The organism is Streptomyces sp. NPDC093089 (assembly GCF_044754405.1).
Lineage (GTDB): Bacteria > Actinomycetota > Actinomycetes > Streptomycetales > Streptomycetaceae > Streptomyces.
In genome coordinates this window covers 54,876-81,868 of sequence record NZ_JBIVPA010000016.1, presented here as the reverse complement: position 1 = coordinate 81,868, position 26,993 = coordinate 54,876, and the positions used below count along the sequence as shown (strand labels likewise).

Genomic DNA, 26,993 nt, shown 5'->3' with positions numbered 1-26,993 from the left:
GCGGAGGAGTTCAGCGCCGCGGACGTGCCCGTACGAGTCGTCCCAGGGCGAGGGTGAGTGCCGCGCCCGTGAGGGCCAGGGCCGCGGAGGCGAGGAGCGCCGTGTCCGGGTCGGTCGCGGCGAGGGCGAGGGCGAGGGCCACGCCGGCGGAGGAGCCGATGTAGCGGGCGGTGTTGTTGGCGCCGGAGCCCATCGCGGCGCGTTGCGGGGGGACGGAGTCGACGGCGAGGCGGGGGAGGGCGGCGTTCAGGAGGCCGCTGCCGGCGCCTGCCGTGAGGAGGCCCGGGAGGAGGCGGGGCCAGGGTCCGTCGAGGCCGCCGAGCAGGGCGAGGACGCCGGCCGCGGACAGGGCGAAGCCGAGGGCGAGTTGGTACGGGGCGGACAGGCGGCCCGCGAGGTGGCGGGCCTGGAGGGCCACGGCGAACGCCGTTCCCGACCAGAGGACGAACAGCCAGGCGGCGCCCAGGGGGGACATGCCGGCCCCGCTCTGGAGGAGCGCCGGCACGACGCTGAACAGGCCGATGACGGCCAGGCCCGTGAACAGCGCCCCGAGGGTCGACGCGAGGAACGCGGGCCGCCGCAGCAGGGCGAGGTCGATCATGGGCGTACGGCTCCGGTGCTCGACCGCCACGAAGGCGGCGGTGAGGGCGGCGGAGGCGAGGAGGAGCAGGCCCACGGGGGCGCGCAGCCAGCCGTCCCGGCCGAGGGTGAGCGCGGTGAGCAGCGATGCGAGGGCGAGGCCGAGCGTGACGGCGCCCGCGAGGTCGGGCCGCGCGGGGCGGTCCGGCTTCGCCGTGTCGTGGGCGAGGGCGCGGGTTTCCGCCGTGTCGCGGGCGAGGGGAGGGGTTCCCGCCGTGTCGCGAACGGGGGTAGGGGTTCCCGCCGTGTCGTGGGCGAGGGTGCGTGCTCCCGCCGTGTCGCGAACGGGGGTAGGGGTTCCCGCCGTGTCGTGGGCGAGGGTGCGTGCTCCCGCCGTGTCGTGGGCGAGGGCGCGGGTTCCCGTTGCCGCGACGGCGAGGGCCGCCGCGCCCAGCGCCCCGTACGCGAGCCGCCAGTCGAGGAGGCTCAGCGTGCCGGCGAGCAGCGGGCCGAGGGCGATGCCGCCGCTGACCGCCGCGCCCCAGACGCCGGTGGCCCTGATCCGGTCGCGGCCCGCGGGGTGGGCTTCGGCGAGGAGGCCGAGGCTGCCCGCGAGGACGGCCGCGCTCGCGGCGCCCTGGGCGGTGCGGGCCAGGGTGAAGGCGAGCGTGGAGCCGGCGAGGGCGCCGAGGGCGGTGGTGACGCCGAGGGCGAAGGTGCCGAGGAGGAAGACGCGGCGGCGTCCGTGCGCGTCGGCGAGGCTGCCGGCCACGAGGAGGAGGACGGCGAGGCCGAGCGGGGTGCCGTTGAGCAGCCAGGCCTGGGCCGAGGCCGGGGTGTGGAAGGCGGCCGCCATCGCGGGGAGGGTGAGCATCGGGGCGGTGTAGTTCATCAGCGCGACGGCGGTGGCCGCGGCGGTGACGGCGAGGGTGGCGCCGGGGCGGGGCCCGGTGGCTTCGGTGCGGGTGGCGTCGCTGCGGTCGGCTTCGGTGCGGGGCCCGGTCGCTTCGGCGCGGCCGGCGTCGGTGCGGTCTGTGTGGTCGGTCGTGGTGGGGCGGGGTGCGGCGGGGACTTCCACGGACAGGACCTCCACCCGTCGGTTCGGTGAATGAACTCAACGTACCAGGAAGGTTCGGTCAATGAACCTGTGATGCGTAGGATGGGTTCCATGGCTCTCGGCAAGGACTACGCCCACCAGCAGTGCTCCATCGCCCGCGCCCTGGAGGTCGTCGGGGAGCGCTGGACCCTCCTCGTCGTCCGCGACGCCTTCTACGGCGTCCGCCGCTACAACGACTTCCTCGTCCACCTCGGCGCCCCGAGGGCCGTCCTCGCAGCCCGCCTCCAGGCCCTCGTCGACGCGGGCGTGCTCGACCGGCGGCGCTACCGGGAGTCGCCGCCGCGCGACGAGTACGTGCTCACCGAACGCGGCCTCGCCCTGTGGCCCGTCCTGCGCGCGCTCGGCGCCTGGGGGCGGGCCGAGGTCCCCGGAGCGGTGCCGGTGCGGCACTTCCACCACGCCGACTGCGGCACCGAACTCGGCGCGTACGGCGAATGCCCCGCGTGCCGCGTCCCCGTGCCGCCCGCCGACGTCGAGATGCGGCCCGGCACCGGCCTCGACCCGGACCCGGGCGACCCGGTGAGCCGCGCCCTCCTCCGGCCCCGCCGCCTCCTGGTGCCCCTGGAGCACGGGAGATCCGGCGAGTTCCCGCCCGGGGGAACTCCCGAGGGGCGTCGCGCGTCCTCACGGTGAGACGCGGCGTGCCGAGCGGGACGGGCACGACGGGCGGTGCGAGCACGACGAGGAGGTGGTGGTGATGGCGGCCAGGGACCTGCTCCTGCGCGTCCTCGCACCGCTCTTCTTCCTCCTCGCCCTCGCCGAACTGCTCCTCTCCGACGGCGCGAGCGTCTCCGCCGCCGTCGCCCTCGCCGCGACCACCGTCGTCTGCGCCCTGATCGGCGCGCGTACGGCCCCGGCCGTGCCGCCCACCGCCGTCCGTACGGCCATCCGCGACCGGGAGCGGCGGACCGCCTTCCTGCCGCAGCGGGACCCCGACGCCGCAGGCCGCAGAAGACCCCGAGCTCCCGGCCGTCGCCTCCCGACGGCCGCGTAGGGAGCCCCCGCACACCACACCGGACAGGCCCGCGCGCGGATCCGTCATGCCGAGAACCGACATCTCCCCGGCACGACGAGACCCCACGGAGGGCTCCCCTTGTCCGTCTTCGCTTCCCTGGTCGAGCGGCTCGCCGACCTGCTGCAGCCGCTCTTCGCCACCACCGCCACGGCCGCCGCGATCGTGCTCTTCACGATGCTCGTACGGCTCGCGATCCATCCGCTGTCCCGGGCCTCGGCGCGCGGCCAGAAGGCCCGCACCCGGATCGCGCCGGAGCTCGCGGCGCTCCGGAAGAAGCACGCCAAGAACCCGGAGCGGCTCAGGAAGGCGGTCGTGGAGCTGCACGCGCGGGAGAAGGTGTCGCCGTTCGCCGGGATCCTTCCCAGCCTGCTGCAGGCACCCGCGTTCCTGCTCATGTACCACCTCTTCTCGGGCGACCGGATGACCGGGCACACCCTCCTCGCCGCCCCGCTCGGCGGCCACTGGGCCGACGCGCTGTCCCACGGCGGGGTCTTCGGGCCGGCCGGGCGGGTCTACCTCGTCCTGTTCGCGCTGGTCGCCGCCGTGGCCACGTTCACGTACCGGCGCACGAAGGCGCAGCTCGCCGCCCAGCCCCTCGACCTGGGGCAGCCCACGCCGGGGGCGGGCGCGATCACCAAGGTGATGCCGCTGCTGTCCTTCGCCACCCTGATCTCGGTCGCCGTGGTGCCGCTCGCCGCCGCCCTCTACATCGTCACCAGTACGGCCTGGACCGCCGTCGAGCGGGCCCTGCTCTTCCGTACGGGCGCGGGGGACGAGGACGGTGCGGCGGGGGCCGCCGGGGCGCTTGCTACTCGCGCGTAAGGGTCCAGTGTGTGAACGGGGTCTTGCAGAGTGACCCGTTCTCTTGGAGGATCGACCAATCCTCCGATGGCCGCACTCCATCGGCCGGGGTACCGCAGGGCCCTTCCCGGGCCCACCTCGACCACAGGGAGAAGACCATGAAGCTGCTGCGTGTCGGCCCGCCGGGAGCCGAGCGTCCCGCCCTGCTCGACCAGGACGGGACGCTCCGAGACCTGTCCGCACTCGTCGACGACATCGACGGCAGTCTGCTCGCCGACGCCTCCGCCCTCGACCGCGTCCGGGCGGCGGCCGGCGCCGGCGTGCTGCCCGCGCTCGACGCCACCGGGCTGCGCGTCGGCCCGCCGGTCGGCCGGATCGGCAAGGTCGTGTGCATCGGGCTGAACTACCACGGCCACGCCGCCGAGACCGGCCAGGCCACCCCCGCCGAGCCCGTCGTCTTCCTCAAGGCCGCCGACACCGTCGTCGGCCCGGACGACACCGTGCTCGTCCCGCGCGGCTCCGTGAAGACGGACTGGGAGGTGGAGCTCGCCGTCGTCATCGGCCGCACCGCCCGCTACCTGGAGACCGACGAGGAGGCCCTCGCGCACGTCGCCGGCTACGCGGTCGCCCACGACGTCTCCGAGCGCGAGTTCCAGATCGAGCGCGGCGGCACCTGGGACAAGGGCAAGAACTGCGAGACCTTCAACCCGCTCGGCCCGTGGCTGGTCACCGCCGACGAGGTACCCGACCCGCAGGCCCTCGGCCTGCGGCTCCGGGTCAACGGCGAGCTCAAGCAGGACGGCCACACCTCCGACCAGATCTTCCCGGTCGCGGAGGTCGTCCGGTACGTCAGCCGGTTCATGACGCTCTACCCCGGTGACGTCATCAACACCGGCACGCCCGCCGGCGTCGCCATGGGGCAGCCGGAGCCCAAGCCCTACCTGCGTCCCGGCGACGTCGTCGAGCTGGAGGTCGACGGCCTCGGCAGGCAGCGCCAGGAGCTCAAGAGCGCCTGACGGTCCGTGAGGTGAAAAAGGCGGCGCCCCGCGTGGGGCGTCGCCTTTTTCGTATGATTTTTGCATATTGCCGGATATGGAAAGAAGATCCGATGATCGGCGGCGCGACCGGCGCCGTCTCGCCCTCATCGCCGCGTCCACGGTCGCGGCCACCGCCCTCGTCGGCGCGCTGGCCGTCACGGGTCACGCCGATCCGCTGCCGGGCGGCCTCGGCCCCTGCAAGCCGGGCAAGTGCCCCCCGAAGTACCCCGACGACAACGGCAGCGGCACCGTCCGGTACCGCGACGACAACATCAACGTCTTCGTCGGCGGCGACATGCTCGTCCGCCGGTCCGCGGCGGAGGCGGAGGGCAAGGTCGTCGTCCTCGGCGGCTTCGACCAGAACAAGGCGGCGGGCGTCTCCGCCGTCTACAACGTCGGCGTCGCGGGCGTCGGCTCCCGCGTCCCGCCCGACGACGGCACGGACTTCCTCACCGTCGGCGAGGACCTCACGGTCGCCGCCGGCCAGCGCCTGCTCGCCGAGGAGGGCGCGGTCCACGGCGTCGTGCGGTACGGCGGCGACCTCTCCGGCACGGTGAGCCCGGTCGCCGAGCACACCTCCGCGGCCGCCGCCCCGTACACCGCGCTCCGCGACCAACTCACCGACGCCAGCCAGTGCTACGCGTACGTGAACGGGGCCTCCCGCACCCCCACCGGAACCGCCGTCAACAACGACTACGAGACGCTCTTCACGGGTGACGGGACCTCGGCGCTCCAGGTCTTCAACGTGGACTTCGACCTGGAGTCGGCCAACGGGGGCCAGCAGGGCATCGCCTTCGCCCGCATCCCCGCCGACGCCACCGTCCTCGTGAACCTCCTCGGCGCCGACCGCACCATCGACTCGTTCGTCAACGGCCTGCCGGACGGGCTGCGCGAACGCGTGCTGTGGAACTTCCCCGACGCGGCGACCGTCAAGTTCGAGGGCACGGCCCAGTTCGCGGGCAGCGTGCTCATCGGCAACCGGGCCAGCACGGCGACGGTGACCATGCCCGGCGTCAACGGCCGCTTCTTCACCACCGGCAACCTGACCCACACCTCGGAATCCGGCGGTGGCGGCGGCCAGGAACTCCACGCCTACCCGTTCAACGGCGACCTGCCGTCGTGCACGGACCCGACGCCGTCGCCGACGCCGTCGCCGACGGATCCGACGCCGACTCCCACGGATCCCACCCCGTCGCCGACGGATCCGACGCCGACCCCGACGGATCCGACGCCGACCCCGACGGACCCGACGCCGACTCCGACGGATCCCACCCCGTCGCCGACGGATCCGACCCCGACTCCGACGGATCCGACGCCGACCCCGACGGACCCGACGCCGACCCCGACGGACCCGACGCCGACTCCGACGGATCCCACCCCGTCGCCGACGGATCCGACCCCGACTCCGACGGATCCGACGCCGACCCCGACGGACCCGACGCCGACTCCCACGGATCCCACCCCGACTCCGACGGATCCCACCCCGTCGCCGACGGACCCGACGCCGACTCCCACGGATCCCACCCCGACTCCGACGGATCCCACCCCGTCGCCGACCGACCCGACGCCGACCCCGACGGATCCGACGCCGACCCCGACCGACCCCACCCCGAAGCCCACCCCCACGGACCCCGCGAGCGGTGGTGCGACGGACGGTGGTGCGACGGGCGGTGGTGGTGACGCGGGCGGCAACCACGGGCCGAACGGTCACCTGCCGGACACCGGAGCGGGTGCCGGGGAGATCGCCATGGGGGCCACGGCGGTCGGCCTGGCGATCGGCGGCGGAGCGCTCGTGCTGGTCAGTCGTCGCCGGCGGCGTACGAGCTGAGCAGTCGCTCCAGCGCCTCGACGACGAGGGCGTGGTCCTCGGCCTGCGGGAGTCCCGAGACCGTGACCGAGCCGATCACGCCGGCTCCCTCGACCGCGACCGGGAACGAACCGCCGTGGGCGGCGTACCGGTCGGGGTCGAGGCGCGAGGACGCCTCGAACGTGGTCCCCTTCGCGCGGAAGCGGGCCCCGACCAGGAACGAGCTCGTGCCGTAGCGCTCGACGACCCGTCGTTTCCGTTCGATCCAGGCGTCGTTGTCCGCGCTGGACCCCGGCAGCGCGCAGTGGAACAGCTGCTGCGCGCCCCGCCGGATGTCGATGGCGACGGGCGCGCGGCGCTCGCGGGCCATGCCGACGAGGAGGGTGCCGAGCGTCCAGGCGTCCTCGTACGTGAACCGGGGGAGGACCAGGCGGGCTTCCTGGGCCTCGACCTCCAGGACCTCCGGGCTGCTCACAGCGTCACCGTGACGCCGTCGCGGGCCGAGCGTCCGGCGGCTTCCAGGACTTCGAGGGCGGTGGCGGCCTCGTGGGCGGTGACCGGGTTCGGGCCGGTGCCGCGCAGGGCGGCGGCGACGGCCGCGTAGTAGGCCGGGTAGTCGCCGGGCAGGGACTCGACCGGGGTGCCGCCGCCGGTGAGCGGGGACTCTCCGGAGCCGAGCCGGCCCCACAGCTCCGGGGGCTCCGTGCCCCAGACGGTGCCGGGTACGGGGCGGAGGCCTTCGCGGAGGGCGGCTTCCTGGGGGTCGAGGCCGTACTTCACGAAGCCGGCGCGCTGCCCGAGCACCCGGAAGCGGGGGCCGAGTTGGGCGGTGGTGGCGCTCACGTAGAGGTGGGAGCGGACGCCGTTCGCGTGCGTGAGGGCGAGGAACGTGTCGTCGTCGGCCTCGGCGCCCGGTCGGCGCACGTCCGACTCGGCGTACACGGACGTGACCGGGCCGAAGAGGACGAGCGCCTGGTCGACGACGTGGCTGCCCAGGTCGTAGAGCAGGCCGCCGATCTCCTCGGGGGCGCCGGACTCGCGCCAGCCGCCCTTCGGCTGCGGGCGCCAGCGTTCGAAGCGGGACTCGAAGCGCTGGACCTCGCCGAGCGCGTCCTCGTCGAGGAGGCGGCGGAGGGTCAGGAAGTCGTTGTCCCAGCGGCGGTTCTGGAAGACCGAGAGCAGCAGGCCGCGGCGCTCGGCGAGGGCGGCGAGCGCGCGGGCCTCGACGGCGGTGCCGGCGAGCGGCTTGTCGACGACGACGGGGAGGCCGGCCTCCAGCGCGGCCGTGGCGACCGGGACGTGCGTCCTGTTCGGCGAGGCGACGACGATCAGGTCGAGGTCGTCCGCTCCCTGCTCCCACAGGTCCTCGGGGCGGTCGACGACGCGGACGCCGGGGTGGGCGGCCCGGGCCTCGGCGGCCCGCTCGGGGTTGCCGGTGGTGACGGCTGCGAGGACGAGGTCCTCGGAGGAGGCGATCAGCGGGGCGTGGAAGACGGAGCCCGCGAGGCCGTAGCCGACGAGTCCGACGCGGAGCGGGGTACGGGGGTCGGTGCCAGTCATGCTCCTCACTTAAGCAACGCTGTTGCCAAAGTGCAAGCGACGGCGACAATGGGGGAGTGAGGAAAGACCTGGTGGGAGTGAACGTGCCGGCCCTGCGCAGCCACAACGCGGCGCTCGTGCTCGATCTGCTGCGCACGGCGGGCGAGGCGGGGATCAGCCGGTTGGAGCTGGCCGAGCGGACCGGGCTCACCCCCCAGGCCGTCAGCAAGATCACCGCCCGCCTCCGGGCCGAGGGCCTCGCCGCCGAGGCGGGCCACCGCGCCTCCACCGGCGGCAAGCCCCGCACGGTCCTCCGCCTGGTCCCCACCGCCGCGTACGCCGTCGCCGTCCACCTCGACCGCGACGAGCTCACCACCCTCCTGGCCGACCTCGCGGGCACGGCCGTGGCCCTGCGCCGCCGGCCCCTGGACCTGGGGGCGGGTGCGGGCCCGGTCCTGGACGCCGTGACGGAGGAGGTGCGGGCGCTGCTCGCCGCCGTCCCGCCCGGCGGGACCGTGCTCGGTGCCGGGGTCGCCATGCCGGGGCCGCTGGACCACCGGGCCGGCGTGCCCGGCCGGGTCACGGGCTTCCCCGAGTGGGAGGGCCGGCCCGTACGGGACGAGCTGGCCCGGCGCCTCGGCCTGCCCGTCGTCCTCGACAAGGACACCAACGCCGCCGCCCTCGGGCTGGCCCTCCGCCCCGCGGCCCCCGGTTCCTTCGCGTACGTCCACCTCGGTACGGGCCTCGGCGCGGGCCTCGTCCTCGGCGGCGTGCCGCTGCGCGGCGACCGGACCGGTGCGGGCGAGCTCGGCCACCAGACCGTCCAGCTCGACGGCCCCCCGTGCGCCTGCGGCGGGCGCGGCTGCCTGGAGGTCCTGTGCCTGGCGGCGGTGGCCCGCGGCGAACTCGCCGAGGCCGCGCGCATCCTCGGCGCGGGCGCCGCCAATCTCGTACGCCTCCTCGACATCGACCAGGTCCTCCTCGGCGGCCGCGTGGTGCTCGCCGCCCCCGAGGTGTTCGCCGCCGGCGTCCGCGAGGTCCTGGCCGGTCTGGGGCTGACGGCCCCGGTGACGGTCGTGACGGAGACGGACGCCGGGGGAGCGGACGCGGGAACGACCGCCGGGGGGACGGCCGCCGGTGGAGGGGACACGACAACGGACACCGGGGCAGCGGACGCGGGAACGGACGCAGGGGCAGCGGGCACGGAAACAGCCGCCGGGCCGGTGCACGCGGGAACGACCGCCGTCGCCGTGTCGCGCGCCGGTGCCGTGGCCGAGGGTGCGGTCTGGCTCGTCCTCGGTCCGATCTTCGGACAATAGGCTGATCGGGCGGAACGGCCGGGCCGTCCAGGGGTACGCGCGGTGTCGCTGCCGTCCCCGCCCGTTCCCGCGTGGCAGCGTCGCGGCCGACCCGTACGCCCGCCCCGCGAGCAGCAAAGGCCCCGCCCATGGCATCAGCACCCCAGCGCCGCAGCCCCCGGCAGCGCACCCCCCGAGCCGCGGCCACGGCGGCCGCCACGACGGCGGCGCTGCTCACCCTGGCGGCACCGGCGCTCGGAGCCCCCGCCCCTGACCCGCCGACCGCCCCCACCTGCGGGGACGCGCCCGACACCGGGTTTCCGATCGACACGCGGATCCACGGCGGGCCGGTCGACTACCCGGCCGGCGGGGCCTTCCAGGAGTGGAAGCTCGACCTGACCAACGGCACGGACGCGCCCTGCTCGGACATCCATCCCGTGCTGGTGTTCGCGGACGGCGGGCGGACGCTGCGGCCGGCGCAGATCCGCTTCGAGTTCTACGACGCCGGGTCCGCGCGCTGGCGGCCGGTGGCCTTCGAGGCCACCGAGGAGGCGGAGAGCGTGGGGGCGTTCACCGACTTCGGCGGCTTCGCGGTGCCGGCGGGCGGGACCCTCACCGTCCCCGTGCGGCTGGCCTTCGGCGCGGACGCGGCCCCCGACGAGGTCGTCGTCAACGCGGCGGTCGTCCAGCGCCGGGGCGCGGACGGCGACTGGGTCGGCGAGTCCGGCGACTACCGCCTGACGGTCGGCCCGCCCGCGCCCACCGGACCTGACGCATCCGCGCCGCCCGAGGTGCCCGGGAAGCGGGTCGATCCACCGGTCACGGTCCCGGGGGCCAAGGAGCCGGCCGTGCCCGGCGTGCCCGAGGCGGGCCGCGAACTCGCCCGTACGGGAGGGGGGTCCGGGCGTGACGAGGTCCTGGTCCTCGCCCCGTTCGCCGTGGCCCTCGCCCTGCTCGGTGCGGTGCTCGTCCGGGCCGGCCGACGCGCCCGGCACCGCTGAGCCACGCTCCGTACACCTTCCCGTTCATGACCGTCTGCGACCATCCCTCGGGTGAACTACCAGAGCACCCCCGGCGCCCCCGTCCGATCCGGCGTCCCCGAGCACGGCCGTGTCCCCAAGTACTACGCGGTGAAGGCGAAGCTGACCCTGCTCGTCGACGAGCTGGGCGAGGGCGGACCGCTGCCCACCGAGCGGGACCTCGCCGTCCGGTACGAGGTGTCCCGCGAGACCGTCCGGCAGGCGCTGCGCGAACTCCTCCTGGAAGGGCGGCTGCGCCGCCGGGGCCGGGGCACGGTCGTCGCGGGCCCCAAGCTCGAACAGCCCCTGTCGCTCGCCAGCTACACGGAGGGCGTGCGCCGCCAGGGCCGCCGCCCCGGCCGCAGCCTGATCTCGCTCGACCGCTTCCCCTGCCCGGAGGCGCTCGCCCCGGAGGTCGGTGCCGAACGCGGCGCGCCCGTCTGGCACATGGAGCGGGTGCTGCTCGCCGACGACGAGCGGGTCGGCCTGGAGAGCACGTACGTCTCCGAGGCCCGCGTCCCGCACCTGGACGCCGAGTTCGACCCGGACTCGTCCTTCTACGCCTATCTCCACGACCGCCTGGGCATCTCGTTCGGCGACGCCGACGAGCGCATCGAGACGGTGCTCGCCACCCCGCGCGAGGCCCTCCTGATCGGCACCCCGCCCGCCCTGCCGATGCTGCTGCTCCACCGCGTCTCCCGGGACACCGAGGGGCGGCCCCTGGAGCGGGTCCGCACGCTCTACCGGGGCGACCGCTTCAGCTTCACCGCCCATCTGGGGCGGCAAGGGTGACGAAACGGCAGGTCGCGGAGCACCGTTGATTACGTAAAGGTAACGGGTCTGGTCCAAGCTTGGCGGTCTGTTCACCGTCCTGTTGCCGGCCGGATTCGTCCGGTCCACACATCGGCGCGACCGTCTTCGACATGAAGGTGATCGTCGTAGGAGCCGGCGTGGTGGGAACCATGCACGCCTGGCACGCAGTGGAACGCGGCCACGAGGTCGTACACATCGAGCGCGAGGCGGAGGCCCGCGGGGCCTCCCTCCGCAACTTCGGCCAGATCTGGGTGAGCGGCCGCGCGGGCGGTGAGGAGCTCGACACCGCCCTGCGCGCCCGCGAACTGTGGGAGGGCATCGGCGCCCGCGTGCCGGGGCTCGGCTTCCGGGCCATCGGCTCCCTCACCCCCGTGCGGAACGCGCTCGAACTCGCCGTCGCCGAGGCCGCCCTGGCCAGGCCCGACGCCGCGGCCCGCGGCTACAAGCTGCTCACCCCCGGCGAGGCCCGCATCGTCAACCCCGCCCTGCGCGGCGACTTCGAGGCCGCCCTCTGGTGCGAGCGCGACGCCGCCGTCGAGCCCCGCCTCGCCCAGCTCGCCCTCCGGCAGGCCCTCCTGGCCACCGGGAAGTACACCTTCCTGCCGAACCGCGAAGTCCGTGACGTCATCGGCGGCGCCGGCGGGCGCAGCGGCGTCCGCGACGACCACGGGGACACCCACACCGGCGACGCCGTCGTCCTGTGCACCGGAGCCTGGCTCTCCGGCCTCGTCCGCGAGATCGCCGGCCCGATACCCGTCCGCCGGGTCCGGCTCCAGATGATGCAGACCGAACCCCTCGGCGAACCGCTCACCACCTCCGTCGCCGACGCCGACTCCTTCCGCTACTACCCGGCGTACGCCTCCGGGGCCCTCGACGCCCTCCAGGCCGCGCAGCCGCAGGACCCGACCGCCGCCGCCCACAAGATGCAGCTCCTCATGGTGCAGCGCCTCGACGGCGGGCTGACCATCGGCGACACCCACGAATACGAGCACCCCTTCGCCTTCGACACCCTCGAAGACCCCTACGAGCACCTCACCCGCGTCGTCGAATCGTTCCTCGGCCGCCCGCTGCCGAAGATCCGCCGCCGCTGGGCCGGGGTGTACGCGCAGTGCACCGACACCAGTCGGGTCGTGCACCGCCAGCGGGTCGACGACGGCGTGTGGCTGGTGACCGGGCCCGGCGGCCGGGGCATGACCTGCTCGCCCGCCATAGCCGAGACGACCGCGAACGAACTGGGCTGGTGAACCACATGAACAAGCTGAACCTCGTCGTCCTCGACATGGCCGGCACGACCGTCGCCGACGGCGGCCTCGTCGAACAGGCCTTCACCACCGCCGCCGAGCGCCTCGGCGAAGACCCGGCCACGATGATCGACTACGTCCGCGCCACCATGGGCGAGTCCAAGATCTCCGTCTTCCGCCACCTCTTCGGCGGCGACGAGACCCGCGCCCACCAGGCCAACCTCGCCTTCGAGGAGGCGTACGGCGAACTGGTCGCCGACGGCCTGATCGCCCCGGTCCCCGGCGCCGCCGAGGCGATCGCCACCCTGAAGGAGCAGGGCAGGACCGTCGTCCTCACCACCGGCTTCGCCCGCGTCACCCAGGACGCCATCCTCGACGCCCTCGGCTGGCGCGACCTGGTCGAGCTCACCCTCTGCCCGGCCGACGCCGGCGGCCGGGGCCGCCCGTACCCGGACATGGTCCTCGCGGCCCTCCTCCGCACCGGAGCCGTGGACGACGTCCGGCGGACCGTCGTCGCCGGCGACACCTCGTACGACATGCTCAGCGGGTCCCGCGCGGGCGCCGGGATCGTCGCGGGCGTCCTCACCGGCGCGCACGACGGGACGGCGCTCACCGAGCACGGCGCCACGCACGTCCTCGCCTCCGTCGCCGGACTCCCCGCACTGATACGGGAGTCCGAGGCATGACCAGCGGCATCCGCTTCGACGGCGTCACCGTCACCTACGGGAGCACCACCGTCCTCGACTCCCTCGACCTGACCGTCGAGCCCGGCGAGGTCATGGCGCTCCTCGGGCCCTCCGGCTCGGGCAAGACCACCGCCCTGAGGACCGTCGCCGGCTTCGTCCGGCCGGCCTCCGGGCGGGTGTTCATCGGGGACCGCGACGTCACCGCGCTCCCGCCCCACCGGCGGGGCATCGGCATGGTCGTCCAGCAGTACGCCCTCTTCCCGCACCTGCGGGTCGACGCCAACGTCGCCTTCGGCCTGAAGGCCCAGAAGGCGCCGAAGGCCGAGATCCCCGGCCGGGTCGCCGAGGCCCTGGAGATGACCGGCATGGCGGCCTACGCCCGGCGCTACCCCCGGGAGCTCTCCGGAGGCCAGCAGCAGCGCGTCGCCATCGCCCGCGCCCTCGCCATCCGGCCCCGCGTCCTCCTCCTGGACGAACCCCTCTCGGCGCTCGACGCCCAGCTGCGCTCCGGCATGCTCGCCGAACTCGCCCGGCTCCACCGCGAGCTGCCCGACGTGTCGATCCTGTACGTCACCCACGACCAGGTCGAGGCGCTCACCCTCGCCGACCGGATCGCCGTCATGGACAAGGCCCGCCTCCAGGACTGCGGCACCCCGCAGGACCTCTACCGCCGCCCCCGTACGGAGTTCACCGCCTCGTTCGTCGGCAACGCGAACCTGCTGCCGGTGACGGTGGCCGTGGACGGCGTCACCTTCGACGGCACCCCGCTGGAGGTGCCGGCCCCCGAGGCCGCGCCCGGCGCCACCGCCACCCTCTGCGTCCGCCCCCACCTCGTCGGCCTCGGCGACGGCCCGAACGCGCTGCGCGGCCGCGTCGCCGAGGTCCAGTGGCGCGGCTCCACCCACCGGCTGTACGTCGAGGTCGGCGGCCACCGGGTGAAGGCGGACGTCCGGGAGCTGCGGGAGACGCCGTCGCTGGGGACCGAGGTCACGCTGCACTTCGCGCCCGAGGACGCGGTGCTGCTGGCCGCGGGGGTGAACGGTGGGTAGCGGGGCGCAGGGCCTCGTGGAGCGGCCGCCCGCGCCGGAGGCCGCCACCCGCCCCGCCCCCGCGGAGAGCGCACCGAGGGCCTCCGTCCCGCGCTGGGTCTGGGCCCTGCCCCCGGTCGCCGTCCTCGCCGTCGTCTTCCTCTACCCCCTCGCACTGGTCGTCCAGGAGTCCCTCGCCCCCGGCGCGTACGCCGACGTGTTCGCGTCGGAGTCGTTCAGGGACGCGCTCGTCACGACGGTGTGGCTGGCGGTCGCCTCGACCGCGGGCTGCCTCGTCCTCGGCTTCGTCCTGGCCGTCGTGATCGCGTTCGTGCCCTTCCCCGGGGGGAAGGCGGTGTCGAAGTCCATCGACGTCTTCCTGTCCTTCCCGTCGTTCCTGATCACGCTCGCGCTGCTGTTCCTGTACGGGACGGTGGGAGTGGCGAACGGGATGTGGACCGACCTGACGGGGGACGCGAGCGGACCGTTCCGGTTCCTGAGCACGCCGTGGGGCGTGCTGCTCGCGGAGATCACGTACTTCACGCCCTTCGTGATGCGCCCGCTGCTGGCCGCGTTCTCGCAGCTGGAGACCGCGCAGCTGGAGGTGGCGTCCTCGCTCGGCGCCCGGCCGCTGCGGATCGTCCGGCAGGTGATCCTGCCCGAGGCGCTGCCCGCGCTCGCGGCCGGCGGCAGCCTCGTCCTCGTCATGTGCCTCAACGAGTTCGGAATCGTCCTGTTCACCGGCGCCAAGGGGGTCACCACCCTCCCGATGCTCGTGTACGGCAAGGCGATCCTCGAATCGGACTACGCCGCCGCCTGCGTGGTCGCCGTCGTCAACGTCGCCCTGTCCGTGGGCCTCTACGTCCTCTACCGGGGGGTCAGCCGCCGTGCTGGTGCATAGCCGTACGGGCAAGTGGGCGGTGTGGGCCGGCTTCGCGGTCCTCTTCGTCCCGCTGTTCGCCCTGCCCCTGCTCGTCATCCTCGCCGCCTCGTTCTCCACCCACTGGTCCGGCGCCTTCCCCTCCGGCCCCACCGCCGCGCACTACACGGCGGCCGTCCGCGGGGAGTCCCTCCAGGCGCTGACCACCAGCCTGGTCACGGCCGTCACCGCGAGCGTGGTCGCGCTGACCGTCGGCACCTGGGCCGCGCTCGCCGCCGCCGCGCTCGGGAAGAAGGGCAAGCGGGTCCTCGACGCCCTGTTCATGCTGCCGGTCGCCGTGCCGTCCGTGGTCGTCGGCCTCGCCGTGCTCGTCGCCTTCTCGCAGCCGCCGGTGCTCCTCAACGGCACGCGGTGGATCGTGATCCTCGCCCACACCGTGCTCGTCACGGCCTTCGCCCACCAGTCGGTCTCGGCTGCCATTCGCCGCCTCGACCCGATGTACGAACAGGCGGCGGCCGGCCTCGGCGCCCGCCCCTCGTACGTCCTGTTCCGGGTGAAGCTGCCCCTCCTGCTGCCGTCCCTGACCGCCGCCGTCGGGCTCTGCTTCGCCCTGTCCATGGGTGAGTTGAGCGCCACGATGATGCTCTACCCGCCCGACTGGACGCCGCTGCCGGTCCTCGTCTTCACCTCCACCGACCGGGGCTCCCTGTTCACCGGCTCGGCGCTCGCCGTGGTCCTCATGGCCGCGACCCTGCTGGCCCTCCTCGCCGTCTCCCGCATCCGCACCAAGGCCTCGTACCGCTAGCCCCGCGAGTCCTGCCCGCACCGCCGGCCCTGCCCGTACCGCCGGTCCCGCTCGTCCTGCTCGTATCGCTCGTACCGCTAGGAGAGAACAACGTTATGCGCACGTACGCCAAGCCGATCGCCGCCGTCACCGGCGCGCTCGCCCTCGCCGCCACCCTCACCGCCTGCGGCGGCTCCTCCGCCGCCTCCGACGAGAAGACCGTCACCGTCTACAGCGCCGACGGCCTCAAGGGCGAGGCGGGCGACGGCTGGTACGACAAGGTGTTCGCCGACTTCGAGAAGGAGACCGGCATCAAGGTCGAGTACGTCGAGGGCGGCTCCGGCGAGATGGTGCAGCGCGCCCTCCGCGAGAAGAGCAACACCCAGGCCGACGTCATCGTGACCCTGCCGCCCTTCATCCAGCAGGCCGACTCCAAGGGGCTGCTCCAGGCGTACACGCCCCAGGGCGCCGACCAGGTCGCCGGCGGCGACAAGGCCGACGACGGCAAGTGGATCTCCGTCGTCAACAACTACTTCGGCTTCGTGCACAACAAGAAGGAGCTGCCGACCGCCCCGAAGACCTGGGAGGAGCTGCTCGACGCCAAGTACAAGGACAAGCTCCAGTACTCCACCCCCGGCGTCGCCGGCGACGGCACCGCCGTCCTCATCAAGGCCATGCACGACTTCGGCGGCCAGGAGCCGGCGATGGCCTACCTGAAGAAGCTCCAGGCCAACAACGTCGGCCCGTCGTCCTCCACCTCCAAGCTCGCCCCCAAGACCGACAAGGGCGAACTCCTCGTCGCCAACGGCGACGTCCAGATGAACTTCGCCCAGTCCAAGTCCATGCCGAACCTGGGCATCTGGTTCCCCGCCAAGGACGGCGGCAAGCCGACCACCTTCGCCCTGCCGTACGCCGCCGGCCTGGTGAACAAGGCCCCGCACGCCGAGAACGGCAAGAAGCTCCTCGACTTCATGCTGAGCGAGCGGGCCCAGCGCGAGGTCAGCGCCATCGGGGGCGGCTTCCCCGCCCGCAAGGACGTCAGGCCGACCGACGCCAACGCCATCGAACTCGCCAAGCTGATGGAAGGCGTCGAGGTCTTCGAGCCCGACTGGGCCGACATCGACAAGAACCTCACGACGTACGTCGACGCCTGGAAGTCCGCGACCGGCAGCTGACCGGCACCGCCTGACCGGCACCGGCACCGGCCGACCGGCCGTCGTTCGGAAGCCGACCGGAAGCCGACCGGAAGCCAAGAGTTCACCGTACGACCCTGGAACACTCCCCGCACATCGCGGAAAGATAACGGGTACGGACCAACGCCCCTGAGGAATCAGGGGCGTTGGCGTGCGTTCGCACCTCTTCGCCCCCCTACGGAGGACTCCGACATGCCGATCAACGGCATCTCCCGCCGCACCGTGCTCGCCGCCGCGGGCGCCACCGCCGCCGTCGCCGCGACCGGACTCGCGGCCGCGCCCGCCGCCCAGGCCGCCACCGCCGCCCCGACGCTCCCGAACGGCACCAGCAAGGACAAGGTGCTGGTCGTCGGCATGGACGGCCTGCGGTACGACCGGATCGACGCCGCCCAGGCACCCACCCTCAAGTCCCTGATGGCGAACGGCACCTACGGCCGCTCGCTGCTCTACGCCAACCCGATGGCCGCGACCTCCTCCGGCCCCGGCTGGTCCACGATCTCCACCGGTGTCTGGCCCGACAAGCACGGCGTGAAGGACAACACCTTCACCGGAAAGAACTACAGCCGCTACCCCGGCTTCCTCGCCCGCCTGAACCAGGTCCGCCCCGAACTCTCCCTGTTCGCCGCCGTCGACTGGCCCGAACTCGACACCCACGGCACCGTCACCCCCGGCGCCGACGCCAAGCTCGTCCACAACAACGACTACGCGGTCAACGACCTCGTCATCACCGACGTCACCGAGGACGTCCTCCGCAACCAGAACCCCGACGTCCTCTTCGTCTACTTCGGCGAGACCGACGAGATCGGCCACACGTACGGCGCCGCCAGCCCCAGGTACACCGACGCCATCGACGTCCAGGACGGCTACCTCGGCCGGCTCCTCGCCGCGATCAAGGCCCGCCCGTCGTACGCCACCGAGCGGTGGACGGTCATCGTCGCCACCGACCACGGCCACACCGACGGCGGCGGCCACGGCGGCTCCAGCATCGAGGAACGCCGCACCTTCGTCATCGCCCAGGGCCCCGGCATCGCCGCCGGCGCCCGCCCCATCGACACCCGGCTCGTCGACGTCGCCGCCACCGTCTTCCAGCAGCTCGGCATCGTCCCCGACCCGGCCTGGGGCCTCGACGGCAAGCCGATCCAGCTCCGCTCCACCGACCCCTTCGACGCCCTCTACCCGTCCCTCTCCGGCCGCGTCGACGAGACCGGCATCCCCACCGGGATCCTCGGCTTCACCCACACCGCGCCCAGCGGCTGGTCCGTCGTCAACAACGCCATGGGCACCGGCGGCATGACCGAGTGGCGCGGCTGGTCCTTCGCCACCGACGAGTTCTGGTCCCGGACCCAGCGCGACCAGTCCCGCGAACTCAACGTCCGCGCCCGCGGCGTCTTCGCCGTCGCCGACTCCGACGAGTGGGCCGACAAGGCCTTCTCCGGTCCGTACGACTCGACCCTGGTCACCCCGGCGTACAACGTCACCGGCGCGTCCACCGCGACCCTCGACTTCACCACCCTCTACCGCCAGGAGGGCGCCCAGAGCGCCCAGGTCCTGGCGAGCTTCAACGGCGGCACCCCGACGGTCGTCCGCAGCTACACCGCCGACGTCCTCTCCCAGCCGCAGTCCCTCGCCGTCCCCGTCCCCGCCGGCGCCTCCAGCGTCAGCTTCCGCTTCCGCTACACCGGGGCCAACAACTGGTACTGGACGATCGACGGGGTCAAGGTCACCACATCCTGATTACGCTGGGGGGCGTCGCCACAGCGCTGTCGCGGCGCCCCCAGCACACCGCACGTTTGTACGGCAGGAGTCCCGCACCCATGGCAGAGCGCAAGCCGATCGAATCCTGGCTGACCGACATGGACGGCGTCCTCATTCACGAGGGCGTGCCCATCCCCGGCGCCGACGCGTTCATCAAGAAGCTGCGGGAGACCGGAAAGCCCTTCCTCGTCCTCACCAACAACTCCATCTACACCGCCCGCGACCTGCACGCCCGCCTCCGCCGCATGGGCCTCGACGTGCCCGTCGAGAACATCTGGACCTCGGCCCTCGCCACCGCCAAGTTCCTCGACGACCAGCGCCCCGGCGGCACCGCGTACGTCATCGGCGAGGCCGGCCTCACCACCGCCCTGCACGACATCGGCTACGTCCTCACCGACCACGACCCCGACTACGTCGTCCTCGGCGAGACCCGGACGTACTCCTTCGAGGCGATGACCAAGGCCGTCCGCCTCATCAACGCCGGCGCCCGCTTCATCTGCACCAACCCCGACGAGACCGGCCCCTCCCTCGAAGGCCCCCTCCCCGCCACCGGCTCCGTCGCCGCGCTCATCACCAAGGCCACCGGCAAGGAGCCCTACTTCGCGGGCAAGCCGAACCCCCTCATGATGCGCACCGGGCTCAACGCGATCGGCGCCCACTCCGAGACCAGCGCCATGATCGGCGACCGGATGGACACCGACATCCTCGCCGGCCTCGAAGCGGGCATGCAGACCTTCCTGGTCCTCACCGGCCTGACCAGCCAGGCCGAGATCGACCGCTTCCCGTTCCGCCCGTCCAAGATCGTCGACTCGATCGCGGACATCGTCGACCGCGTCTGACCCACCCCCGCCCCGCCCCTGCGGATGCGAAGAGCGCCGATCCGGGTGACCCTGCCAGTACCAGGAGGTCACGATGCGTTCAGGTCCCATTGCTCTCCGTGCCGCAGGGGCGGCGCTCGTACTCGTGCTGGCACCCGCGGCCGGCAGCGCGTACGCCCACGACGGTGTGCAGGCCACCGTCACCCCGTCCACCGCGTCACCCGGCGCCGACGTCGACGTCCGCGTCCACGGCTGCAAGGGCACCACCGGTGCCGCCAAGTCCCCGGCGTTCGTCGCCGACGCCGAGCTCACCGGCAGGGACGGCGGCAAGAACCCCCTCTTCGGCGACACCACCCTCAGGTCCGGCCTCGAGGACGGCACCTACAAGGTCAGCGTGACCTGTGACGGCCACGACCACCCGGACGTCGGAACCCTGCAGGTCCGCCGCGACCGGCCCACCCACCGGCCGACCCACCACCCGAGCCCCGTCGCCCCCGTCCGCGCCGGCGGAGGCGGCACCGCCGCGTTCGCCGCCCCGGCCGCCCCCGGCGTCGCCCAGACCGCCGGCGACAGCGGCCTCGGCACCCCGTACACCCTGCTCGGCCTCGGCATGGCCGCGCTCGCCGCCGTCGCCGTCGCCTTCCGCAGCTCCCGCCGCCGCGCCGCCGGGCCCGCCATCGGGCCCTCCGCCGGCCCCGGCAGCGCCGAGGAGTGACCGTGCCGTCCGGAACCCGCCCGGCGGGCACCGGGCGACTCGTCACCGGCGTGGCCTGGGCCCTGCTCCTGCTCGGCCTCTGGCTCTGGGGCCGCGACATCACCGAGGGCCCCGGCGGCCTCTCCGCGCCCACCACCGGCGACATCGCCGCGGTCGGCCGCCCCCTCGGCGTCGCGCTCCCCCCGGCCCGCGACCCCCTCCCCGCCGTCGAACCCCGCCGCGTCGAGATCCCCTCCCTCGGCATCTCCGCCCCCGTCGTCGCCCGCGGCCTCGACAGCACCGGCGCCATCGACCCGCCGCCCTTCGAGATGTCCCACACCGTCGGCTGGTTCGGACCCGGCACCCGCCCCGGCGCCCCCGGCGCCGCCCTCCTCGTCGGCCACGTCGACACCGAGACCCGCCCCGCCGTCTTCTACGGCCTCAGCGCCGCCCGGCCCGGCGCCAAGGTCCTCGTCACCCGCGCCGACGCCTCCCGCGCCGAATTCACCATCGACGACGTCCAGGTCTTCCCCCGCGACCGCTTCGACCCCACGAAGGCCTACGGGCCCCGCGACCCCCGCCGCTCCGAACTCCGCCTCATCACCTGCGGCGGCACCTTCGACCCCACCTCCCGCACCTACACCGCCAACGTGGTGATCTCCGCCTACCTCACCGGCCCCTAACCCCCCTCGCCCCCGCCTTCCCGGGCCCCGCCCCGCAACCCCCGCCTTTCGGGGCCTCGCCCCGTGGCCCCCCGGTTCTCGGCGCTTCGTCCCGTCGCCCGCCTGGCTCTCCGGGCTTCGCCCCGCTGTCCCGCCCCCGCGCTGCGGGCCTCGCCCCGTGGCCCCCCCGGTTCTCGGCGCTTCGTCCCGTCGCCCGCCTGGCTCTCCGGGCTTCGCCCCGCTGTCCCGCCCCCGCGCTGCGGGCCTCCCCTCTGGACCGGGGCTCTGCCCCGCTGCCCGCGCCCCTGGTCGCGAACCCCGCCCGGCGGCCCCCGGGCGTGGGTCTCCGCCTGCGCTGCCCTGCCTGCGGCTCCGCGGCCCGCCGGGCCCGCCCGGTTGTGGCCGCGCCACCTGGGCGCCCCGGTGGTGGCTGTGCGTCGCCCGGACGTCCTGCCCGGTTGTGCCCGGCGTCGAGCCCGCGCCCCCTGGTTGTGGGCCCGCGTTGCTCGGGTTTGCGCAGGGCCCGCGCCCCCGGTTGTGGGCAACTGTTCCGCAAGGGCGGAACGGGTGGGCGCAACCTGACCACGGCGATCAGCCGCCCCCTGTTTGTGCCCCGGGCCACCTGGTGGGGGCGCTGGTCAGAGGGTCGGGGCCTCGTGGGCGTCGTAGGTGCGGGGTGCCTAGGCCCGGCAAAGGGCGCCGTTCCGTTGTGCCCACCCGTTCCGCCCCAGCGGAACGATTGCCCACGACGGGGTGGGCCGGGCCGGGCGGGGGCGCCGTCCGTTGGGTGCGCAACGAAGGCGGGACGGCGTTCGCCGGGGCCGCGGTGAGGGCGGGGCCCGTCGTCCGCCGGGCCCGCGGCGGGCTGGGAGCTACGCCCTGGAACTGGCGCGTGACGTACGGTAGTTCGGCGGTCCGGCGGCTTTGGGAACGACTGAGGCCCCCACCAGTGGTGGGGGCCTCAGTCTCGCGTGCGCCGCCAGGGACTCGAACCCCGGACCCGCTGATTAAGAGTCAGCTGCTCTAACCAACTGAGCTAGCGGCGCCTGCTGACAAAGAGAACTCTACCTGACGTGAAGGCGTGCTCCCGACCAATAGTGGTCGGCCCCGGCCTGTCGGATGGTCGTATCAGGCCTTCGATCCGTCAAAATGCGATTTGTCCAGACAGTTGAGACACTGGCGCCCGACACAAGGGTCAGAAAGATCTTGACGAGTGTGGAGGGGAATCGCATGAGCGTGCCGGTTTTCGAGGAGTTCGAACCCGCGGCCGACTGCGGCTGCCCGGGCTGCGCCCAGTACCGCCGTGACCTCGTGCTGGGTCTGCCTGTCCGGGCGGGCGGTCACCCGGCCGCACACGGAGCGCGTCGCGCGCTGGTCCTGGTGACCGCGGCGGGGGTGGTCCTGAGTGGGGGCGGGGGAGGCGTGGCGGCCGCCCTCGCGCACCCGGCGGAGCCCGCTGCCCCGGTGGGGCCGTTCACCCCGGCGGACGCGGGGGGCGCCGCGGGCGCCACCGGCACCGGGGGTGCCCGCGGCACCGCGGGAACCGCCGGCACGGTGGGCAGCGCCGGCGCCGCCGGCGGTACGGACGCCACTGCCTCCGCCGGCAGTGCGGACGGCACCACCTCCGCCGACAGTGCGGACGCCACTGCCACTGCCACCGCCGACGCGACCGCGGCCGACCCGGCGGTCCTGCGGGAGGCGACCGGCCCGACCGGTTCCGGGGACACGCCCTGGCCGGGGCCCGAGACGCCGCAGGGCGGGCGGGGGCCGCTGCACGGAGCGCCGGGGCCCGGCTCGCAGGCGGGGCCGAACCCGCCCGCCGACCAGGCCTCGAACCCGAACCCGAACGCGACCCCGACGACCGGTCAGATCTCGACGGGCTCGCTGCGGCAGACGACCCGGGCCGAGATCATCAACCGGGCCAAGCTGTGGGTGGCCGCCCAGGTTCCGTACTCCATGGAGAAGCACTGGTCGGACGGCTACCGGCAGGACTGCTCCGGATACATCTCGATGGCCTGGAACCTCCGCAGCAACGAGTGGACCGGAAGCCTCGACCGCTTCGCCGACCGGATCGACCGCACCGAGCTCCAGCCCGGCGACATCCTGCTCTTCCACAACCCGGCCAACCCGACCCGCGGCTCGCACGTCACGATCTTCGGCGGCTGGACCGACTACACCCACACCTCCTACGTCGCGTACGAGCAGACCAAGCCGCGCACGCGGAAGCAGGCGACGCCCATGGCGTACTGGGAGAACTCCGACCGGTACGTGGCCTACCGCTACAAGGGCGTGGTCAGCGGCGGCGCGACCGGCGGCGCGACCGCGACGCCGACGCCGTACCCCGGCGCGGCGAAGTTCGGCCCCGGCGCCAACAACGCGTACGTCACCCAGCTCGGGAAGCTCCTCGTCGCGCGCGGCGGCAAGAAGTACTACAGCAAGGGCCCGGGCCCGAAGTGGGGCGAGGCCGACCGTCGGGCGACCCAGGCGTTCCAGCTGGCGCAGGGCTGGAGGGGCAAGGAGGCGGACGGCCTTCCCGGCCCCGATACGTGGAAGCTCCTCGTGACCGGCGGGGGCAGGAGCATCGGCGGATCGGGTGGTTCGAGCGGTCCGAGCACGAATGCGACGGGGTTTCCCGGGCGTGGCTACTTCCGTCCGGGGCAATCCAACGCATATGTGGAGAAGCTGGGCAAACAACTGGTGAAGCGGGGCTTCGGCAAGCACTACCTGTCGGGACCCGGTCCGCGCTGGACGGAGGCGGACCGTCGCAACGTCGAGGCGTTCCAGCGGGCACAGGGCTGGCGCGGCGGAGCGGCCGACGGCTACCCGGGCCCGGAGACCTGGCGGCGTTTGTTCCGATGACCCCGAGAACATGAGGTGGACCCCGAATGACCGCATCGACCCCGAACCCCGCGGACTCCGGCGCGGCCGCCTCCCGTGACGCGGCCCGCACGGCCAGACGCCTCACCAGCGGCACCCTTCCCCGCACCTCCCCCCCGACCCCCACCGAACCCCCGACCCCGACCGAACCCCCGTCGCCCCCCGCCCCCGCCCCTGTCGATGGCGACGCCGAGTCCGGGACCGGGACCGGGACCGGAGCGGCAGCGGCAGCGGCGCCGGCACCGGCAGGGACAGGGGGAGAGGTGGAGGTGGAGACCGGGCCTTCGGTGACCGACGGCGCCACCGGGGCACTCACCTCGGCGCCCCTGCCCCAGGCCGTGGTGCCCGCGGGTGCCGTCGAGGCGGCGGCCCCAACCCCCGCCCGCCCGGCCGCCTCCGGGGCACCGGCACGGGAGGCTTCGGCACCGGCGTCGCGGGGGGTCCCCACGAATCCGGCTTCCGGAGTCGCCTCCCCGCCCGTCGCCTCCCCGCCCGTCGTCTCCCCACCCGCAGTCTCCCCGCTTCCCCGCACCGCTTCGGCCGTTACCGGGGCGCCCGGCAATGTCACGGAGAACCGGACGCCCGCACCGCCCGCACCGCCCGCACCGCTCGGCACCGCCCGGCCCTCAGCTGCGACGCCGATCAGTCAGCCCGTCAACCGGCCCGTCAGCCAGCCGATCAAGGAGACGGCGAAGGAGACGATCAAGGAAGCGGTCCAGCAGGAGGACAAGGAGGCGGTCAAGCGGACGGTCGAGCAGGCGGACCCGGCTCCCCTCCCGACCCCCCTCCCGGCTTCGGCATCGGCTCCGCCCTCGGGCTCCGCCGTGCTCACGGCCGCGCCCAAGGTCGGGATCGCCACCCGCAAGTCGGCGGAGGTCTTCGCGTCCGCCGCCGTACGGGTCGGCGGCACGCCGGGGATTCCGGTGGCCGCCACCCTCACCGGCACCGCAGCGGAAGTCGGAACCGTCGGCGACACCAACCCCGCAACCAACGCCAACCCCGCAACCGACACCAATCCCGCAACCGGCACCAATCCCACGACCGACACCAATCCCATGACCGACACCAACCCCACGACCGACACCAACACCGCAACCGGTGGCCGTCTCCCCGACTTCGGGCGGATCGCCGGCGCGGAAGTCGGTGTCGTGGCCGTGCCGGTGGCGGCCGTGGTGAGGGTGGCGCGGCGGAAGAACGTGATCGGGGCCGAGACGACCGGGTCGATTCCGGTGCATCTGCTGTTCCGGGACGAGCCGGAGGGCGTTGCTCCGGCGGGGGTGGCCGACGACGGGGGGCCCGACACCGTCGCGATGGCCGGGCCCGTGACGTCGAACGGCTCGCCCGCGTCGAGGAGCAAGGCGAGGCCCGCGATTCCGGCCCCGTCGAAGGTGCATTCGCCGGCTGCGCCGACTGCTCCGGCCGCGGCCGCGCAGACGAAGCAGGCCAAGCAGCCCAAGCAGACGAAGCGGCTCAAGCCGTCCAGGCAGCCCAAGCCGGGCGAGCAGGCCCAGCAGCTCCGGCAACCCCAGCCACCCCAGCAACTCCAGCCCCCGCAGGGCGTACGGAACTCCCGGCAGTCCGATGCGGTGTCGGGCTCGCGGCCCGCGCCGACGGCGGATCCGGGGCTGGTGGAGCGGCCCGGGCCGGTGTTGCCGGGGTGGGTCGGGGTGGTGGCGGCGGCGGTGGCCGTGGTCGGGTCGGCGGCGGTGCTGTGGTGGACGGGGGCGGTACCGGAGGCGGTGGCGCGGATGCTGCGGCTGCCGGTGCGGCCGTACAACGGGATTCATCTGGGGCAGTGGGCGCTGCTGGCGCTCGGTGTCGTGGCGACGCTGTTCGCGCTCGGCGGTCTGGGCCGGGGGCGGGTCGGCTACGCGTGGGTGCTGACGCTGTTCGGCGAGTACCGGGGGACGGTGCGACGCACCGGTCTGGTGTGGGTGAGCCCGCTGCTGCTGCGGCGCCGGGTGGACGTACGGCTCCGGCACTGGCGGAGTGAGCCGCTGTCGGCGGTGGACGCCAAGGGCACGGCGCTCGACGTGGTGGTCCTGGTGGTCTGGCGGGTGCGGGACACGGTCCGGGCGGCGCTGGGGATCGACGGGCACGAGGAGTACCTGCGGGAGCAGGTGGAGGCGGCGATGGCGCGGGTGCTGTCGCAGCTGCCGGCGGACGCGTTCCACGAGGACGCGCCGACGCTCAGGGACGCGGAGGCGGTCGGGGAGGCGCTGACGCGGATGCTGTCGGCGGAGTGCGCTCCGGTCGGGGTGGACGTGTTCTCGGCGCAGCCGACGAGGATCGAGTACGCCCCCGAGGTCGCGGCGGCGATGCAGCGGCGGCGGATCGCGGCGCTCGACGCGAAGCACCGGGACAGTGTCCTGACGTCGGTGGTGGACGCGGTGGACGACGTGGTCCACCGGCTGACCAGTCGTGGTCTGGTGGAACTGGACGACTACGAGCGCAAGGCGCTGGTCAAGGACCTGACGGTGGCGTTCTACACGGGGCGGACGGCTCCGGTCGAGGGCGCGTGAGGGGATGGACATGTTCAACTTCCGTCCATACCTTGGTACTTGGTCCAGACCAAAGTGAGTCACCCGCAAGACAGCACGCGTGCAGCACGACCCAACGGAACTCCCCACGTTCTCCTGGAGCGACAGCATGCGCAACAAGTCAGTCGGGGCGGCGGTGGTGGCGCTCGGCGTCGCCGGCGTCACCCTCCTCGGCACCGGTGGTGCCGGCAGTCACGGCTACACCGACTCGCCGATCAGCCGCCAGAAGCTCTGCGCCAACGGCACCGTGACCAACTGCGGATCCATCCAGTGGGAGCCGCAGTCGGTCGAGGGCCCGAAGGGGTTCCCGGCCGCCGGTCCCGACGACGGCAGGATCTGTTCGGCCGGGCTCACCCAGTTCGCCCAGCTCGACGACCCCCGGGGCGGCACCTGGCCGGCGACGAGCCTCACGGCGGGGCAGAGCTACAGCTTCCGCTGGCAGTTCACGGCCCGGCACCGCACCACCGACTTCAAGTACTACATCACCAGGAACGGCTGGGACCCGACCCAGAAGCTGACCCGGGCCGCGCTCGACCCCCAGCCGTTCCTGACCGTCCCCTACAACAACCAGCAGCCGCCGGCGACGCTCTCGCACTCCGGGACGATCCCGGCGGGCAAGACGGGCCGTCACCTGATCCTGGCGGTGTGGACGATCGCGGACACCGCGAACGCGTTCTACGCCTGCTCGGACGTCAAGTTCTGACCGGTCGGGGGGGGGGGGGGCGGGCCGGGGGGGGGCCGGGGGGGGGGGGGGGGGGGGGGGGGGGGGGGGGGGGGGGGGGGGGGGGGAGGGGGGATATGTTGTTTAAT

Annotated in this window: 24 protein-coding genes and 1 tRNA gene; 21 read left to right on the top strand and 4 right to left on the bottom strand. The window is 73.9% G+C overall.

Going from position 1 to position 26,993, the window contains the following annotated elements; all coding sequences use genetic code 11:
* Nucleotides 1–10: 10 nt before the first annotated feature.
* A complete protein-coding gene (locus ACIQFX_RS32075) occupies nucleotides 11–1,471 on the bottom strand; it encodes an MFS transporter (protein ID WP_402470715.1) in 1,461 nt (486 codons plus the stop codon).
* Nucleotides 1,472–1,747: 276 nt separating this feature from the next.
* Between ACIQFX_RS32075 and ACIQFX_RS32070 the strand changes: the two genes are divergently transcribed.
* The 5 genes from ACIQFX_RS32070 to ACIQFX_RS32050 all read left to right on the top strand — a co-directional run bounded on the left by ACIQFX_RS32070 (nucleotide 1,748) and on the right by ACIQFX_RS32050 (nucleotide 6,377).
* Nucleotides 1,748–2,329: a winged helix-turn-helix transcriptional regulator gene (locus tag ACIQFX_RS32070; RefSeq protein ID WP_402470467.1), complete on the top strand. Its 582-nt coding sequence runs from the start codon at nucleotides 1,748–1,750 to the stop codon at nucleotides 2,327–2,329.
* 64 nt (nucleotides 2,330–2,393) lie between these two features.
* Complete coding sequence (locus ACIQFX_RS32065) at nucleotides 2,394–2,690, top strand: DUF6412 domain-containing protein (protein WP_402470465.1); 297 nt, start codon at nucleotides 2,394–2,396, stop codon at nucleotides 2,688–2,690.
* Between the two features lie 99 nt (nucleotides 2,691–2,789).
* Entirely contained in the window at nucleotides 2,790–3,533 is a 744-nt protein-coding gene (locus ACIQFX_RS32060) for a YidC/Oxa1 family membrane protein insertase (RefSeq protein ID WP_402470463.1), read from the top strand.
* Between the two features lie 137 nt (nucleotides 3,534–3,670).
* A complete protein-coding gene (locus tag ACIQFX_RS32055; RefSeq protein ID WP_402470460.1) occupies nucleotides 3,671–4,528 on the top strand; it encodes a fumarylacetoacetate hydrolase family protein in 858 nt (285 codons plus the stop codon).
* A 76-nt stretch (nucleotides 4,529–4,604) separates the two neighbouring features.
* On the top strand, nucleotides 4,605–6,377 hold the full coding sequence (locus ACIQFX_RS32050) for a choice-of-anchor A family protein (protein WP_402470458.1): 1,773 nt from the start codon (nucleotides 4,605–4,607) through the stop codon (nucleotides 6,375–6,377).
* On the opposite strand, the gene ACIQFX_RS32045 is transcribed toward ACIQFX_RS32050, so the two are convergent.
* Together ACIQFX_RS32045 and ACIQFX_RS32040 are read right to left on the bottom strand one after the other, a co-directional pair.
* Nucleotides 6,349–6,831 carry a heme-degrading domain-containing protein gene (locus ACIQFX_RS32045; protein WP_402470456.1) on the bottom strand — a complete coding sequence of 161 codons (483 nt, stop codon included), beginning with the start codon at nucleotides 6,829–6,831 and terminating at the stop codon, nucleotides 6,349–6,351. The genes ACIQFX_RS32050 and ACIQFX_RS32045 overlap by 29 nt on opposite strands.
* Nucleotides 6,828–7,916 carry a Gfo/Idh/MocA family oxidoreductase gene (locus tag ACIQFX_RS32040; protein ID WP_402470454.1) on the bottom strand — a complete coding sequence of 363 codons (1,089 nt, stop codon included), beginning with the start codon at nucleotides 7,914–7,916 and terminating at the stop codon, nucleotides 6,828–6,830. Before ACIQFX_RS32040 ends, ACIQFX_RS32045 begins: the two co-directional genes overlap by 4 nt.
* A 71-nt stretch (nucleotides 7,917–7,987) precedes the next feature.
* Between ACIQFX_RS32040 and ACIQFX_RS32035 the strand changes: the two genes are divergently transcribed.
* The 13 genes from ACIQFX_RS32035 (at nucleotide 7,988) to ACIQFX_RS31975 (ending at nucleotide 20,787) form a co-directional block, all read left to right on the top strand.
* The gene (locus ACIQFX_RS32035) at nucleotides 7,988–9,214 is read left to right on the top strand and encodes an ROK family protein (protein ID WP_402470452.1); all 1,227 of its coding nucleotides are present in this window, start codon (nucleotides 7,988–7,990) and stop codon (nucleotides 9,212–9,214) included.
* A 128-nt stretch (nucleotides 9,215–9,342) separates the two neighbouring features.
* Entirely contained in the window at nucleotides 9,343–10,194 is an 852-nt protein-coding gene (locus tag ACIQFX_RS32030; protein WP_402470449.1) for a hypothetical protein, read from the top strand.
* Between the two features lie 51 nt (nucleotides 10,195–10,245).
* On the top strand, nucleotides 10,246–11,004 hold the full coding sequence (locus tag ACIQFX_RS32025; RefSeq protein WP_402470447.1) for a GntR family transcriptional regulator: 759 nt from the start codon (nucleotides 10,246–10,248) through the stop codon (nucleotides 11,002–11,004).
* A gap of 131 nt (nucleotides 11,005–11,135) precedes the next feature.
* Nucleotides 11,136–12,269 carry a TIGR03364 family FAD-dependent oxidoreductase gene (locus ACIQFX_RS32020; RefSeq protein ID WP_402470446.1) on the top strand — a complete coding sequence of 378 codons (1,134 nt, stop codon included), beginning with the start codon at nucleotides 11,136–11,138 and terminating at the stop codon, nucleotides 12,267–12,269.
* Between the two features lie 5 nt (nucleotides 12,270–12,274).
* Nucleotides 12,275–12,952 carry a phosphonatase-like hydrolase gene (locus ACIQFX_RS32015; RefSeq protein WP_402470443.1) on the top strand — a complete coding sequence of 226 codons (678 nt, stop codon included), beginning with the start codon at nucleotides 12,275–12,277 and terminating at the stop codon, nucleotides 12,950–12,952.
* Nucleotides 12,949–14,001: an ABC transporter ATP-binding protein gene (locus ACIQFX_RS32010; RefSeq protein WP_402470441.1), complete on the top strand. Its 1,053-nt coding sequence runs from the start codon at nucleotides 12,949–12,951 to the stop codon at nucleotides 13,999–14,001. The genes ACIQFX_RS32015 and ACIQFX_RS32010 overlap by 4 nt, the downstream gene beginning before the upstream one ends.
* Nucleotides 13,994–14,881, top strand: a complete 888-nt coding sequence (locus ACIQFX_RS32005) for a 2-aminoethylphosphonate ABC transporter permease subunit (protein ID WP_402470439.1) — start codon at nucleotides 13,994–13,996, stop codon at nucleotides 14,879–14,881. Before ACIQFX_RS32010 ends, ACIQFX_RS32005 begins: the two co-directional genes overlap by 8 nt.
* Nucleotides 14,868–15,665, top strand: coding sequence for an ABC transporter permease (locus ACIQFX_RS32000; protein ID WP_402470437.1), 798 nt, complete (start codon nucleotides 14,868–14,870; stop codon nucleotides 15,663–15,665). The genes ACIQFX_RS32005 and ACIQFX_RS32000 overlap by 14 nt, the downstream gene beginning before the upstream one ends.
* A 95-nt stretch (nucleotides 15,666–15,760) precedes the next feature.
* Complete coding sequence (locus tag ACIQFX_RS31995) at nucleotides 15,761–16,819, top strand: 2-aminoethylphosphonate ABC transporter substrate-binding protein (RefSeq protein ID WP_402470435.1); 1,059 nt, start codon at nucleotides 15,761–15,763, stop codon at nucleotides 16,817–16,819.
* A gap of 210 nt (nucleotides 16,820–17,029) precedes the next feature.
* Complete coding sequence (locus ACIQFX_RS31990; RefSeq protein WP_402470433.1) at nucleotides 17,030–18,571, top strand: alkaline phosphatase family protein; 1,542 nt, start codon at nucleotides 17,030–17,032, stop codon at nucleotides 18,569–18,571.
* Between the two features lie 80 nt (nucleotides 18,572–18,651).
* Nucleotides 18,652–19,431 (top strand): HAD-IIA family hydrolase, encoded by a 780-nt coding sequence (locus tag ACIQFX_RS31985; RefSeq protein WP_402470431.1) that lies wholly within the window; start codon nucleotides 18,652–18,654, stop codon nucleotides 19,429–19,431.
* A 73-nt stretch (nucleotides 19,432–19,504) separates the two neighbouring features.
* Nucleotides 19,505–20,125: a hypothetical protein gene (locus ACIQFX_RS31980; RefSeq protein WP_402470428.1), complete on the top strand. Its 621-nt coding sequence runs from the start codon at nucleotides 19,505–19,507 to the stop codon at nucleotides 20,123–20,125.
* Nucleotides 20,122–20,787, top strand: coding sequence for a class F sortase (locus tag ACIQFX_RS31975; protein ID WP_402470425.1), 666 nt, complete (start codon nucleotides 20,122–20,124; stop codon nucleotides 20,785–20,787). Before ACIQFX_RS31980 ends, ACIQFX_RS31975 begins: the two co-directional genes overlap by 4 nt.
* Before the next feature lie 951 nt (nucleotides 20,788–21,738).
* Here the strand turns inward: ACIQFX_RS31975 and ACIQFX_RS31970 are convergent.
* Nucleotides 21,739–21,812: transfer RNA gene (locus tag ACIQFX_RS31970), tRNA-Lys, on the bottom strand.
* Between the two features lie 184 nt (nucleotides 21,813–21,996).
* Here ACIQFX_RS31970 and ACIQFX_RS31965 point away from each other — a divergent pair.
* The 3 genes from ACIQFX_RS31965 (at nucleotide 21,997) to ACIQFX_RS31955 (ending at nucleotide 26,886) form a co-directional block, all read left to right on the top strand.
* Nucleotides 21,997–23,625 carry a peptidoglycan-binding protein gene (locus tag ACIQFX_RS31965; protein WP_402470424.1) on the top strand — a complete coding sequence of 543 codons (1,629 nt, stop codon included), beginning with the start codon at nucleotides 21,997–21,999 and terminating at the stop codon, nucleotides 23,623–23,625.
* 287 nt (nucleotides 23,626–23,912) lie between these two features.
* The gene (locus tag ACIQFX_RS31960) at nucleotides 23,913–26,165 is read left to right on the top strand and encodes an SPFH domain-containing protein (protein WP_402470423.1); all 2,253 of its coding nucleotides are present in this window, start codon (nucleotides 23,913–23,915) and stop codon (nucleotides 26,163–26,165) included.
* Nucleotides 26,166–26,292: 127 nt separating this feature from the next.
* The gene (locus ACIQFX_RS31955) at nucleotides 26,293–26,886 is read left to right on the top strand and encodes a lytic polysaccharide monooxygenase (RefSeq protein WP_402470421.1); all 594 of its coding nucleotides are present in this window, start codon (nucleotides 26,293–26,295) and stop codon (nucleotides 26,884–26,886) included.
* Nucleotides 26,887–26,993: the final 107 nt, after the last annotated feature.